The following is a 12774-nucleotide window of genomic DNA, read 5'->3' as shown; positions in this document are numbered from 1 at the left end:
CCCCCGGCGAGCCCCCGCAATCACACCACCCGCAAAGGCGATCCAAGTCACTCCGAAAAGGCTCATCGCAGCAAGGATCCATTCACCGACTTCACGCACCAATTCAAAAGGGAGTGTGCGGTCCGCCCGGCGGGGGTGGACACGACATGGGCGGTGGAACTCCACCCACTACTCCACCCAGGGGTCCAGGTGCTGCGGGCCGCGTCGCAGCAGTCTTGAGGGCATGACAACGACCGAGTGGATCACCGACATCGCCCTCCTCCTCGTCGTCTTCCGGCAGCTGCGGGAAGGCCGACTCGACCTCAAGACCTTCCTGATCCCCCTGGGCATCGTGGCCTTCGTGGCCCATTCGTACCTGGACACCCTTCCCACCGCTGGCAACGACCTGGTGCTGGTCGGGGTCCTGACGGGCGTGGGTGCCGCGCTCGGTGTCGCCGGGGGCGTCTACACCCGGATCCGCGCCGTCGACGGGCACCTTCTGATCAAGGCCGGTGCGGTGTCGGCGATCCTGTGGATCGTGGGGATGGGAGCACGGATGGGGTTCCAGCTGTGGGTCGAACACGGCGGTGGCGCCGATGACGTCGCCCGGTTCAGCATCGCCCACCAGATCACCGGCGACCAGGCCTGGGTGACGGCGTTCGTGCTGATGGCAGTCACCGAAGTGGTCACGCGGCTGGCCACGATCTTCGTACGCAGCCGGGCGCGGACGGTGACCCGTCCCGTGGCCGTCCTCGACCGCACGGTCTGACCGTGCGTTATGTTCGGCAGGTGCCCCTGACCAAGAGCGCTCCGCCCCCTGGGAAGTCCACGGCCCGGGGGGCGGCCCCGCGGCCGGTCACCGGACAGGACCCGCGGGTGCAGTGGGTGCTGACCCTCACGGTCGTCGTCATCGGCGCACTGACGATCCGCCCCATGGGCTTCAGCGGCCGGGGCCTGGCCGTCGCCGTCCTCTTCGTGCTCAACTCCGCGTCGCTGCTGGCCCGGCGGCTGCCCGAGCACAGGGTTCCCCGGCACCTCGCTCTCCTCTGGCTCTCCTTCGGCGTCGTCGCGGCGGCCGCCCTGATCGGCGTCAGCAGCAGCGGTACGGGCTTCCTCTTCGCCTTCTTCATCGCCGGTCACATCGGCTACCGGCTGGAGCCGAAGGAGGCCCTCGTCCTCGCCGGGATCTGCAGCCTGATCTGCGGCGCCGTCCTGTACTTCCACCTCGGTCCCGGGTACCACCAGACGCACTGGACGCTCGGTCTCGCCTCCGGCGCCCCGGTCCTGGTCGGCATCGTCAACCGCAGTCAGCGCCGGGCCGTCACGGCGGCGATCGCAGCGGCCGAGTCGGCCGAACGCGCCGCCAGGGCCGAGGCCAGGACCGCCGTGCTGACCGAGCGCAGCCGGATCGCCCGGGACGTGCACGACGTTCTGGCGCACTCTCTCGCCGGGATCAACATGCAGTTGGAGCTGGCCGACGCACTGCTCGACACCGGTGACCTGGAGAAGGTCAGGGAGGCCAACGACAAGGCCCACGACCTGGTCAGGGAGAGCCTGAAACAGGCGCAGTGGACCGTGCACGCACTGCGCGAGGACACGCTGCCCCTGCGGGAGAGCCTGACCGCGATGCTCGAATCGTCGGGCCACCGTGACGCGCTCACCGTGACCGGGACCGTCCGCACGACACCGGCAGCGGTGACCCAGAACCTGCTGCGGATCGCCCAGGAGGCACTGACCAACGCCACTCGGTACGCTCCCGGCGGAGAGGTCCGCGTGGAGCTGGTGTTCGGCGCCTCGTCGACCACCCTGAGGATCCGCAACCGTTCCGCCACCCGTACGGTGACGGCGGGGGCCGGCAGCGGAATGGGGTTGATCGGAATGCGCGAACGCGTCGCTCTGCTGGGCGGGTCCGTGACCGCGGGGCCGATCGCCGAGGGGCCGGACCGAGACGGCTGGCAAGTGGAGGCAGCGATCCCGGGATGAGTGGGACGAGTGGGACGAATGAACCGAGTGAACCGAGTGAACCGACGGAGAATCCGCGGCGGTTGAGGGTAGTCGTCGCCGACGACCAGGCCGCCGTCCGGGAGCCGCTCGCCGCGGTGCTCGGGCTGTCGGACGACATCGACGTCGTCGCGGCCGCCGCCGACGGGAGCGAGGTGCTGACGGCTGTCGCCGCAGGGCCGGTGGACGTCGTACTGATGGACCTGCGGATGCCCGTGCTGGACGGGATCGAGACGACGCGTCGGCTGGGCGAGGCGTATCCGGAGGTGGCGGTGGTCGTGCTCACCACATTCGCCGACGACGACTCGATCCTGGGCGCGCTGAGCGCGGGGGCCCGCGGCTACCTGACGAAGAACGCGGGACGCCAGGACATCATCCGGGCGATCCGGGCCGCTGCCGCCGGTCAGTCCGTACTCGACCGCGAGGTCCAGGACCGGCTGCTCGCCACCGTCAGGGCCAAGGCACCGGTCCTCGGGCAGGCCCTGCCCGAGGACCTCACACCCCGCGAACGCGAGGTGCTCACGCTGATCGGCCGGGGGCTGCCCAACCGGGGCATCGCCGAGAAGCTCTTCATCAGCGAGGCCACGGTCAAGACCCACATCAACAACCTGTTCGCCAAGGCGGGGATCCGCGACCGGGCCGACGCCGTCCGCCGCGCCATCGAGGCGGGCCTGGCCTGAGCGGTGCGGGGTCTCACGCCCGGGACCCGGCGCACCCCCCTCATCGCGGCAGACGACTCCGTTCGGTGGCGCGTACGGCCTCCGGTCAGCCGGTCGGCAGACCCAGCCCGGCGACGATCGCGCTGGTACGGGTGAAGAGACCGGTCGGGTACTCCTTGTTGCAGTAACTGTTGCCGGAGGAGGTGATCCCGACCAGCTTGCCGCCCACGACCAGCGGGCCGCCCGAGTCGCCATGGCAGATGCTGTCGAAGGTGCCGGTGGCGGGAGTCCCGCAGAGCTTGAGGAGCGGGGTGTCGGTGGGTGCGGTGTACGGGTCGCAGCCCTTGAGCGGCGACAGGGTCAGCTGTGCCGCCTTCAGCCGCACGCCCTTGGTGCCGGTGGCGGTGAGGCCCCAGCCCAGGGCGGTCGCGGACCGGCCGGACTTGACCAGCTCGGTGTCCTTCGCCCCGGCGACGGGCAGCGGCTTGTACGGCATCGGCTTGGCGAGGGTGAGGACGGCCGCGTCATACAGGTAGTTGGCCGCCTCGAACTTCGGGTGGATCTTGATCGAGGCGACCTGGCGGACCGTGCCCTTGGTGGTCCGCAGGTCGGTGCGGCCGCCGACCACCTCGTAGGTGACGGGGGGCCGCCCCTCCTCCTCGGCGACGCAGTGGGCGGCGGTCAGCACCTTGTTCGGCGCGACGAGGGTGCCGCCGCATATGTGCTCGCTCGCGGTGCCGTCGCTCGCCTTGCTGCGGAGCTGCATCGTGTACGGGTGGTCCGTGGTGGTGGCGTTCTTGCCGCCCTGGATCGCGGCGGCGGGAGTCGCGGTGGCTGCCAGGCCCGCGGCTGCGAGGGCCGCGGCGGCGGTGAACACGGCGGCCCTGGAACGGCGGTGGTGGATCGGCACGAGGGTTCCCCCCGGGGAAGGTTCACGTCGTACGAGCGGTGGCACGAGCGGTGTGCGGCCCGGTCGATGCCGGTACCGGTGCCGCCCGTGCGCCGTACGTCAGGAACACGGTTACGGTCACTGATCATGACGGTCCGCCCCCGGCTCGGGTTCCCCCGTACCGGCGCGAAGTTGATCAGGCGCCGCTGATCCCACTTCGCGCGGCGGTGCGCCGGGCGCTGAAGATGCCCCAGCGCAGCCGTCCGGCGCGAGTGGCGTCGACCCAGAGGGGGAGGTTGGCGAGCAGGCCGTCGACGTAGGCGGGGCTGATGGTGGCGCGCAGCTCGGCCTCCTTGGCGCGGGTGTCGGCGGTCAACCGGACGTAGTGGTGGCCGAGTTGGGCACTGTGGTCGTCGAAGACGACTGGGGCCAGGCCCAGCTCGGTGAGCCGGTCGACGTAGAAGGACGGGGTGGCCAGCGCGTCCACGCCGAGGCGGGAGACGACCGGATGCAGCGCCTCGGCGGACGCGCCCTCGTCGGCCATGATGTCGGTGAAGGCGAGGGCCCCGCCGGGCTTGAGGACGCGTGCGGCCTCACTGAGGACGCGGGGCCGGTCGCCGCTGTGACAGAACGCCTCCAGGGAGCAGACCGCGTCGAAGTGGCCTTCCTCGTACGGAACTTCGTGGAAGGAGCCGGTGACGACCTCGATGAGGCCGTCGAGGCCCCGCCGGGCGTTGGCCGCGCGGTGGCGTTCGTTCTGCGCGGCACTGAGGTTGAGCGCGACGACGCGGCAGCCGAAGCGGTCGGCCAGGTACCGGGCGGTGCCGCCGTAGCCGGAGCCGAGGTCGAGGGCGGTCCTGCCGGGGCCGAGGTGGTCCGCGAGCCGGTCGGCCACGCGCTCGACGGTGCGCCGGGAGGCGTCGGCGACGGGCTCCCGGTCGTCGGCGTAGATGCCGGTGTGGATATCCTCGCCGCCCCACACGGCGTCGTAGAAGCCGTCCACGTCGCTGGATTCGTAGTAGCTGCGGGTCGCGTCCTCGTTGCTGCCCAGTGCGGTCCTGTCGTTGCTCATGTGCGCGCGCTCCTCGCTCCTCGCTCACCGCCGCGATGACGGCCGGCACCAGCCTGGCGCTGCCCCGGGGGACGATCAACAGTGACAAGTCGGCCAACCGGGGGTTGACCCTCCGTTACTTGGCGCAGGTCCGGTCGCTCGCGGGCAGCTTGCCCGTGGCCAGGTACCGGTTGACGTTGTTGTCGACGCACGCGTTCTCGTACAGGCCGTAGACCGCGTGCCGGTTGGCGCCCTTGACGGTGATCAGCTTGGAGCTCGGCAGCAGGCCGTGCAGGGCGACGGCGCCCTTGTGCGCGGTGCGCGGGTCGCCGGTGGCGGACACGATCAGCACCTTGGCGTCGCGTTCCACCTGGGTGGGCTTCTCACGGGGCCGGTCCCAGAAGGCGCACGGGCCGATGTTGTTGTTCAGCGCGCCGAAGCGCGGGTACGCGGCGCGGCTGCGCTGGATGTCCCGCCAGTAGACCTCCGGATCGCGCGGGGCCGGGGCGTCCCCGCAGATGACCGCGGACTGCGAACTGGCCATGGGCGACATGTCGCCGGTCGTCGCGAGCCGCAGGAGCCCGGCGAACTGCGGCGAGAGTTTGGTCGGCCGCCCGGCTGCGGCCTTGTTCAGCACGGACACCTGCTCGGCGAGGGACGCCCGGGAGGTGTCGGTGTCGCTGTCGAGCCCGGCGAGGAGGACGAACGGGACCTGGGTGTCGTCGAGCCGGAAGTCGTCAGGGGCGGTGCCGACGGTCAGCGGGCCGCGTGCGGATGTCCTGATGACGCGGTCGATGGTGGCGAGGACCTGGGCCCGGGTGCGGCCGAGGCCGTAGGTGCCGTCGCGCCGCGCGGCCCAGGTGGCCCAGTCGGCGAGCGCCTGCTCGTTCTCGCCGACGGCCTCCCGGAGCAGCCGGGGGCCGAACTTGCGCGGGTCGATGGCGCCGTCCAGGACCATGCGGTCGGTGCGGCCCGGGAACATCTGGGTGTAGACGGTGCCCAGGTAGGTCCCGTACGAATAGCCGAAGTACGAGATCTTCTTCTCGCCGAGCGCACCCCGGACGACGTCCATGTCGCGGGCCGTGTTGCGGGTGCTGACGTGCGGCAGCACGGCGGCGTTGGTGGCGCGGCACTTGGCGGCCAGGCCCTTCTGGAGCGCGACCTGGCGCTCGAAGCTCGCCCTGCCGAGACCGGCCGAGAAGAGGTTGGTGCCGACGGGCAGGCCGCAGTCCAGCGGGGTGCTGCGGCCGATGAAGCGCGGGTCGAAGCCGATGATGTCGTACCGCGGTCCGGTCTTCTTCATCCACGTGTGGAACTCCGGCGGGGACTGGAGGGCGGTGTTGCCGGGGCCGCCGTTGTTGAGCAGGATCGAGCCGATGCGGTGGCGGGTGTCGGTGGCCTTGAGCCGGGATATCGCGACGGTGATCGTACGGCCCCGGGGGGCGGTGTAGTCGAGCGGTACGGTGACGTCCGCGCACTGCACACCGGCCTTGTCCAGGTCCCGGCCCATGGTGTCGTCCGGGCCCTTGGAGCAACCGCCCCAGCCCAGGCGCTGGTTGTAGTAGCGGTCGAGCCCGGCCCCGGACTTCGACGCGGCGGGGGCCGCGGTGGCGGTGGCCGTGGTGGCGGTGGCCGTGGTGGTGGGGGCCGCGCCGAGACAGGCGGCGAGGGCGAGGCCCACGGCCGAGGTGCGGCGCATGACCGAGCTGGAGCGCATGGCCGAACTGGGGGTGATCACGAAATCTCCTGGAGGTGCTGGGTGTTGCGGTCGGGAGTGCCCACGGGCCGACGTCTGCGGAAGAGGGCTTCTTGCCCTGTTCCGCATGTGCCTGATACGTCAGACGCTAAGCGGAGCACTCCCTCCCACTCACTACGGCTGTCCCCCCAACCTCACTGGGGTCACCTCCACCCGCTGTTCACGCCCGGCGCAGTGCCGAACGGCCGGCGAAGCGCGCCGATCCGCCCAACTCCTCCTCGATCCTGATCAGTTGGTTGTACTTCGCCGTGCGGTCGGAGCGGGAGAGCGAGCCGGTCTTGATCTGGCCGCAGCCGGTCGCCACCGCCAGATCCGCGATGGTGGTGTCCTCCGTCTCGCCCGAGCGGTGCGACATGACCGCCGTCCAGCCCGCCCGGTGGGCCGTGTCCACCGCGGCCAACGCCTCGGTCAGGGTCCCGATCTGATTGACCTTGACCAGGACCGAGTTGCCCACGCCGGTGCGGATGCCCTCGCGGAGCAGCGTCTCGTTGGTGCAGAACACGTCGTCACCGGTGAGCTGGCAGCGGTCGCCGACGCGGGCGGTCAGCTCGCGCCAGCCGTCCAGGTCGTTCTCCGCCATGGGGTCCTCGATGGAGAGGACCGGGTAGGCGTCGATGAGCTTGGCCAGGTAGTCGGCGTTCTCGGAGGGGGTGCGGCGCACGCCCTCGCCCGCGTAGTCGTACACCCCGTCGCGGAAGAACTCCGAGGACGCCGGGTCCATGATCAGGCCGATGTCCGTGCCGGGGCGGTAGCCGGTGCGCTCGATGGCGGCCATCACGAAGTCGAGCGCCTCCTCGGCGGTACGCAGCGCGGGCGCGAAGCCGCCCTCGTCGCCGACGCCCGTGGAGTGCCCGGCGGTCAGCAGATCGCGGCGCAGGGTGTGGAAGACCTCGCTGCCCATGCGGACGGCCTCGGCGAAGGTGTCCGCACCCACGGGCGCGATCATGAACTCCTGGAAGTCCAGCGGATTGTCCGCGTGGGCGCCGCCGTTGACGATGTTCATCATCGGCAGCGGCAGGAGGTGGGCGTCGGCGCCGCCGAGGTAGCGGTACAGAGGCTGGCGGTGGGCCGCAGCAGCGGCCTTGGCGGCGGCGAGGGAGACCCCGAGGATCGCGTTGGCGCCGAGCCGGGACTTCGTGGCGGTGCCGTCGAGGGCGACCAGCCCGGCGTCGAGGCCCGCCTGGTCCGTCGCGTCCCGGCCGCGCACGGACGCCGCGATCTCCCCGTTGACGTGGGCCACCGCGCGGTCGACGCCCTTGCCGTGCCAGCGCGCGGAGTCCCCGTCGCGCAGTTCCACGGCCTCCCTGGCACCGGTGGAGGCGCCGGAGGGGACAGCCGCGCGCCCCAGGGACCCGTCCGTCAGGACGACGTCGACCTCGACCGTGGGGTTGCCCCGGCTGTCGATGATCCGGCGGGCGGCGACGGTCTCGATGGTGGCGTCGGTGATTCCGACGGGTTCGACTGCCTTTGCGGACATGGGAGTTCCTTGCCGTTGTCGTGTGCCGTGGCCCCGGCTGCGACAACGCTGGCGCTGAGCCCGACAACGCCAAACCATACAGCAATGCTGCTCAGTTTTGCTGCTCAGTTCTGCTGTGCAGAATTGCTGCACAGCATTGCTGCGCACCGTTGCCGTGCAGGTCAGGTGCACAGCAATGCTGTCCACCGGGGTAAAGTGCCCTATGCCCATCTCGGAAGCCGCCGCCATCGCCGCCGAACTGCGCACCGCGATGGGCAAGCTCACCCGGCGCGTCACCCACGAGGACCTCATCCCGCTGGGCCAGGTCGCCGTGCTCGGCGCACTCGACCGCGACGGCGCCATGACCACCAGCGACCTCGCCGCCGATCAGCGCGTACGCCCCCAGTCGATGGCCCGGGCGGTGGGGCTGCTCATGGAACAGAACCTGATCACGCGCCGGGCACACCCCACGGACGGCCGCAAGTCACTGGTCGAGCTGTCGGACGCGGGCCGGGCCGCACTCGAAGCGGAGCGCGGCCGCAGGGTCGGCTGGCTCGCACAGGCCATCGAGGCCGAACTCACGGACGAGGAGCGGGCGTTGCTGGCACGGAGCGCCGCCCTGCTGGATCGGCTCGCCACCCGCTAGTACGCCCGAAACGCAGGGCTTGGCGCCGGCTGCACAAGGCGCGGCTTCGCTCGTTTCTTCGAGGCCCGCGGCGGAATTCCCCTGACGGGCACCCGAATTGACTCGCGGGGACGCCCCAAGAGTGATTCCGCGGCACTTTGGACACTCCACGTGTCGGACCGGTGACACACTGCTCGTGTTGATCAGATCAGCGCACCGCAGCAGGGAAGACACCAGCATGCAGCAGACAGTCGACGGGGCATCCCCGCTTCCCGGCGCCCTCCCCCACCGAGGCGACGGGAGCCCCGACGGAGTGCCTCGACACGTCGCCTGCGTCATGGACGGCAACGGCCGATGGGCGCAACTGCGGTCGCTGCCGCGCACCTCCGGGCACAGCGCAGCGGAGGCGACCGTGATCGACGTCATCGAGGCCGCGCGGACGGCCGGAGTGGGGTGGTTGAGCCTGTATGCGTTCTCCACCGAGAACTGGGGGCGGCCGAGCGGCGAGATCGACTTCCTGATGCAACTGGTGCGACGTGTGGTGCGCAAGCACGCACTGCTCCTGCACGCCCGCGGCATCCGCTGCCGCTTCCTGGGCGTGAGCGACCCGCGCATTCCCCCGGCCCTGGCCCAGGACTTCGCCGACCTGATGACGCTGACCGGCGACAACCGGGGCATGACGCTGACCGTCGCCTTCGACCACGGCGGCCGCAGGGACATCGTCGAGGCGGCGCGCTCGCTGCTCCGCAGTGGAACGCCCCCCGGCGCGGTGACCGAGCAGACCTTCGCCAGCCACCTGCCGTACCCGGACACGCCCGATGTGGACCTGGTGATCCGTACCTCCGGGGAACAACGGATCTCCAACTTCATGCTCTGGCAGGTCGCCTACGCGGAATGGGTCTTCCCGCCCGTCCTGTGGCCCGACTTCCGCTCCTCCCACTTCCTTGAATGCCTACGCGAATACCGGCACCGCAAGCGCCGCTTCGGCGGCGTGCTGCCGGACGAGAACGGAGCATCACGACCGTGACCACCTCGGACACCACGAACCCCGGCACCGACGCCGGGCCCGAGCCCGTAGCCGGCCCTGACTCGCGGTTACACACGTTCTTCAACGACCCCCGCTGGGCGCTCGCCATGGTCAGGGCAACGGTGCTGGAGGCCGCGCACCCGCAGATCGGGGCCGCCCTCATCGACAACTCCACGTTCGTCGCCCACCCCTGGCGGCGTCTGCACAACACCTTCCTGAGCATGCAGCGCATGATCGGAGCCGACGCGCAGGTGCGCGGCAGGGAAGCGGCACGGCTGAACCGCATGCACGAGCGGTTGAAGGGAACCGACCCCCGGAGCCGTCCCTACGACGCGATGGACCCCGGTGCGCGCGCCTGGGTGGTGGCGACGCTGTACGAAAGCTCCGTCACCATGTGCCGGCTGAGCGGGCAGCCCCTGGACCAGGCGTTCATGGAGGAGCTGTACGCCGAATTCCGGGCCGTGCTCGCCACCATGGGGGACGAGCCCGGCCAACTGCCCGATTCCCTCCCCGAGTTCTGGCAGTACTTCGACAGGACGGTGGAGGAGGAGCTGGAGAACACGGAGGCGATGCGCATCATCCTGTACAAGCTCTTCGACCACCTCCCCGCCCCTCCTCTCCTGAGCGGGTTCCCCACCCTGTGGGCCACCGGCCGCGCCGTCGCCGGGCCGGTCGTCGGGGCGATCGCGGTCGCCTCTCTCCCCGAGTCCTTCCGCCGCCGCGCGGGGCTGCCCGAGATGCCCGGCGCCCAGACCCTGATGCAGGGCACCTACCTGGCCGTCGGCCTGGCCCGCTTCCTCCCCGCGGGCTGGATCCAGCCGGAAGCCGTCATCGACCTCCTCGCCCTGTCTCCCGACAGCGACGACCCGCGCGCCCGGACGGTCGCGGCCCTGCACTCCAGGATGAAGCGCGCCGGGGCCCTGCTCAGGCTCATCACCCCGCTGCCCGCCCAGAGCGCCCCCGCCAGCCGCACGGCGTCGGCCACCGACTCGGCACAGCGACAGGACGCGGAGGGCTTCTTCCGGCAGGTGCTCGACCAGACCGGCAACGGTTCCCTGGACTGGCCGGACCTCGCCGCCATGGCCCGGGAACTCGCCGGCCGCCTCGACCTGGACGAACCCGAGGAGACCAGGCTCTACCACGCCTTCGCGGACTGGTGGCGCGAACTCCAGAGCGCCCTCGACAGCGACGGCGACGGCAGCATCAGCGCCCAGGAGTACGCCGCCGCCGCTCCCGGCCTCGCCGGGCCCGCTCTCATCAGGGTCGCCGAAACCCTCTTCGAGGTCACCGACAGGAACGGCGACCAGCAGATCGACGCGGACGAGTACCGGACCCTGTTCCGCACCGCGTTCCACCGGGACGTCTCCGGTGCCGGGGGCGTGACGTACACCCGTAGCGCCTTCGTGCGGGAGTTCCTGACCTTCATGTCCGGCCGGCAGCGCAGCACCCCGTTCGACCCGCTGCTCGCCGGAGCGTGACCGGCCGACCTCACGCGGCGGCCTGCCTCGCACCCGGGCCGTCGCGGGACAGCCCTCCCGAAACCTAGGGGGTGTAGACGGCCTCGCTCGCGTACAGCTCCTTGGTGAAGCCGGACACGTAGGTGTGCCGGTCGGATCCGTCGAGGTTGTAGGTCAGGTACACGCCGTAGTTCTCGCTCACGGTCCGCCTGGCGAGGTCGGCCGCGGTGTTCACGGGCGTCCTGGTGATATCGACGGCCGCGGGCGAGAGAGACGACTTGGGCAGCGGGATGCCCGGTACCTGCCAGGTGCCGTACCACGGGTTCCAGGCGTAGTTGAACTTCGACGCGATGTTCACACCACCGTAGGAGAGCCTCGTCGCGGACGGTCCGATGTTGTAGAGGGAGATGAGCTTGTCGGGCATGCTGTCGCGCAGCGAGGAGACCAGGTGGACGAAGGAACCGGCGTTGGGCTGACCGGTTCCGTTCTTCCCGTACTCGGCGTACTCGTCGTCGAAGTCGATGCCGTCCAGCCCGTACTTGCTCACGGTGTCGGACAGCTGTTTGGCGAACGCCGAGGCCGTGGCCTTGGACGGGAAGTTGGCGAAGCCGGCGCCCTGGTGGTTGCCGAGCACCGACAGCACGACCTTGATGCCCTTGGCCTGCAACGGCCGGATCTGGGTCTGCGCATTGTCCAGGACGCGCTGCACGTTCTCGTTGAAGTACAGGTACGCCGACTTCTTGGCGCTGTCGTAGTTGATGTTGGCCGCGAAGATGACCGCGACGTCGAACACGTTGCCGCCGCCGTTGGCCAGTGTGTACTTGCCGACGTTGAGCATGCTGTTGCTGTTCACCTCGACGTAGGCCACCGATATCGGCCCTTCCTTCTCGGCGGGCGCCGCCGCCGCGGAGGGGGTGGTCACGGGGCCGGCCACGAGCACCGCTGCCAGGAGGGCAAACGCAGCCGTCCGCACTCTGTTTCGACCAGAAGTCAGCATCTTTGGTCGGTTTCCCTTCGAGAGGTTCGCTTCCTGAACCCTGTTCCGAGCATCAGGGCAAAGAGGTGTCGTGTACCTGCCCACCGTGGGCAGAGCCGGAAACCGTCAGCGCGGGTGTCGCCCGATCAGGTCCAGTACCTCCCCGGTCGTCCGTACGTCGCCGAACGACCGGTAGATCGTGTGCAGCGCCGCGTTGTGGTCCCGGTCGCGCCGGGCCGCGTTCGCGTCGGCGACCATCAGTACGCGCAGGCCCGAGGTGGCAGCGTCCCGGGCCGATGACTCGCAGCAGACGTTGGTGAGCGCCCCCGTGACGAGGACGGTGTCGATCCCGCGTTCCGCCAGCAGTCGCGGCAGCGGCGAACGCCCGGGGAAGAAGGCGCTGTACGCGCTCTTCTCCACGGCCAGGTCGTCGGGCCGGACGTCGAGCGCGTGCCACAGGCGCGAGCGCGGCGGGCCCTCGCCGCCGGTCGCCGCGAACATCGCGCTGACGGCCGGTCCGTAGAACTCGTCGCTGACATCGCCGAGCGGCGCCTCGTTGGCCGGGACCACCCAGGCGACCAGACCGCCAGCGGTACGCAGCGCTTCGGCGAGGTGGTTGATGTGGGGCACGATGCCGCGGGCGTAGGGATTCGACCTGGCGAAGAACTCCACCATGTCGATCACGATCAGTGCCGTACGCGCCGGGTCGAGGTACTCGTACGCGTGCCTCCTCCCGCGTCGCTCCTCCTGCCGCGCGTACTCCCGGGGTTCGATCCGCCAGTCGTGAAGCTTGGAATCGGCCTGCATCATTGCCCTCGCTTGCTTGCCAAGAATGGGGACGTACAGATCAAAGGTCGGCGCAGCCCTGCACACCGCGTCCCCTGCCATCGGGAATCTG

Annotated in this window: 12 protein-coding genes; 6 read left to right on the top strand and 6 right to left on the bottom strand. The window is 70.4% G+C overall.

Going from position 1 to position 12774, the window contains the following annotated elements; all coding sequences use genetic code 11:
- Positions 1 to 223: 223 nt before the first annotated feature.
- From ACH4SP_RS11025 to ACH4SP_RS11015, 3 genes are read left to right on the top strand one after another with little or no spacing between them, the layout of a single operon-like run.
- Positions 224 to 748, top strand: a complete 525-nt coding sequence (locus ACH4SP_RS11025; RefSeq protein ID WP_398412951.1) for a hypothetical protein — start codon at positions 224 to 226, stop codon at positions 746 to 748.
- A gap of 2 nt (positions 749 to 750) precedes the next feature.
- Complete coding sequence (locus tag ACH4SP_RS11020; RefSeq protein ID WP_398412948.1) at positions 751 to 1962, top strand: sensor histidine kinase; 1212 nt, start codon at positions 751 to 753, stop codon at positions 1960 to 1962.
- Positions 1959 to 2660: a response regulator gene (locus ACH4SP_RS11015; protein ID WP_398412946.1), complete on the top strand. Its 702-nt coding sequence runs from the start codon at positions 1959 to 1961 to the stop codon at positions 2658 to 2660. Before ACH4SP_RS11020 ends, ACH4SP_RS11015 begins: the two co-directional genes overlap by 4 nt.
- Positions 2661 to 2745: 85 nt before the next feature.
- Here ACH4SP_RS11015 and ACH4SP_RS11010 read toward each other — a convergent pair whose 3' ends face one another.
- The 4 genes from ACH4SP_RS11010 to eno all read right to left on the bottom strand — a co-directional run bounded on the left by ACH4SP_RS11010 (position 2746) and on the right by eno (position 7812).
- Positions 2746 to 3549: a S1 family peptidase gene (locus ACH4SP_RS11010; protein ID WP_398412944.1), complete on the bottom strand. Its 804-nt coding sequence runs from the start codon at positions 3547 to 3549 to the stop codon at positions 2746 to 2748.
- A 175-nt stretch (positions 3550 to 3724) separates the two neighbouring features.
- Positions 3725 to 4600, bottom strand: a complete 876-nt coding sequence (locus tag ACH4SP_RS11005) for an SAM-dependent methyltransferase (protein ID WP_398412941.1) — start codon at positions 4598 to 4600, stop codon at positions 3725 to 3727.
- 115 nt (positions 4601 to 4715) lie between these two features.
- Positions 4716 to 6296, bottom strand: coding sequence for an alpha/beta hydrolase (locus ACH4SP_RS11000; RefSeq protein ID WP_398413531.1), 1581 nt, complete (start codon positions 6294 to 6296; stop codon positions 4716 to 4718).
- Positions 6297 to 6495: 199 nt separating this feature from the next.
- A complete protein-coding gene (gene eno, locus ACH4SP_RS10995; protein ID WP_398412939.1) occupies positions 6496 to 7812 on the bottom strand; it encodes a phosphopyruvate hydratase in 1317 nt (438 codons plus the stop codon).
- 202 nt (positions 7813 to 8014) lie between these two features.
- Between eno and ACH4SP_RS10990 the strand changes: the two genes are divergently transcribed.
- The 3 genes from ACH4SP_RS10990 to ACH4SP_RS10980 all read left to right on the top strand — a co-directional run bounded on the left by ACH4SP_RS10990 (position 8015) and on the right by ACH4SP_RS10980 (position 10921).
- Positions 8015 to 8437, top strand: coding sequence for a MarR family winged helix-turn-helix transcriptional regulator (locus tag ACH4SP_RS10990; RefSeq protein ID WP_398412937.1), 423 nt, complete (start codon positions 8015 to 8017; stop codon positions 8435 to 8437).
- Between the two features lie 217 nt (positions 8438 to 8654).
- On the top strand, positions 8655 to 9443 hold the full coding sequence (uppS, locus tag ACH4SP_RS10985; RefSeq protein ID WP_398412935.1) for a polyprenyl diphosphate synthase: 789 nt from the start codon (positions 8655 to 8657) through the stop codon (positions 9441 to 9443).
- Positions 9440 to 10921: an oxygenase MpaB family protein gene (locus tag ACH4SP_RS10980; protein WP_398412932.1), complete on the top strand. Its 1482-nt coding sequence runs from the start codon at positions 9440 to 9442 to the stop codon at positions 10919 to 10921. Before uppS ends, ACH4SP_RS10980 begins: the two co-directional genes overlap by 4 nt.
- 64 nt (positions 10922 to 10985) lie before the next feature.
- Here ACH4SP_RS10980 and ACH4SP_RS10975 read toward each other — a convergent pair whose 3' ends face one another.
- A complete protein-coding gene (locus ACH4SP_RS10975) occupies positions 10986 to 11897 on the bottom strand; it encodes an endo-beta-N-acetylglucosaminidase H (protein WP_398412929.1) in 912 nt (303 codons plus the stop codon).
- Between the two features lie 105 nt (positions 11898 to 12002).
- Positions 12003 to 12686 (bottom strand): isochorismatase family protein, encoded by a 684-nt coding sequence (locus tag ACH4SP_RS10970; RefSeq protein ID WP_398412927.1) that lies wholly within the window; start codon positions 12684 to 12686, stop codon positions 12003 to 12005.
- Between the last annotated feature and the right edge of the window lie 88 nt (positions 12687 to 12774).

Origin of the sequence: Streptomyces sp. NPDC021093 (genome assembly GCF_044333135.1) — a bacterium.
Taxonomy (GTDB): Bacteria; Actinomycetota; Actinomycetes; order Streptomycetales; family Streptomycetaceae; genus Streptomyces.
This window is presented reverse-complemented; position numbering and strand designations above follow the sequence as displayed.

Excerpts from the sequence above, each read along its gene's own strand:
- ACH4SP_RS11025 (WP_398412951.1), top strand. The coding sequence starts at position 224 with ATGACAACGACCGAGTGGATCACCGACATCGCCCTCCTCCTCGTCGTC.
- ACH4SP_RS11015 (WP_398412946.1), top strand. The coding sequence starts at position 1,959 with ATGAGTGGGACGAGTGGGACGAATGAACCGAGTGAACCGAGTGAACCG.
- ACH4SP_RS11005 (WP_398412941.1), bottom strand. The coding sequence starts at position 4,600 with ATGAGCAACGACAGGACCGCACTGGGCAGCAACGAGGACGCGACCCGC.
- ACH4SP_RS11000 (WP_398413531.1), bottom strand. The coding sequence starts at position 6,296 with ATGCGCTCCAGCTCGGTCATGCGCCGCACCTCGGCCGTGGGCCTCGCC.
- eno (WP_398412939.1), bottom strand. The coding sequence starts at position 7,812 with ATGTCCGCAAAGGCAGTCGAACCCGTCGGAATCACCGACGCCACCATC.
- ACH4SP_RS10990 (WP_398412937.1), top strand. The coding sequence starts at position 8,015 with ATGCCCATCTCGGAAGCCGCCGCCATCGCCGCCGAACTGCGCACCGCG.
- uppS (WP_398412935.1), top strand. The coding sequence starts at position 8,655 with ATGCAGCAGACAGTCGACGGGGCATCCCCGCTTCCCGGCGCCCTCCCC.
- ACH4SP_RS10975 (WP_398412929.1), bottom strand. The coding sequence starts at position 11,897 with ATGCTGACTTCTGGTCGAAACAGAGTGCGGACGGCTGCGTTTGCCCTC.
- ACH4SP_RS10970 (WP_398412927.1), bottom strand. The coding sequence starts at position 12,686 with ATGATGCAGGCCGATTCCAAGCTTCACGACTGGCGGATCGAACCCCGG.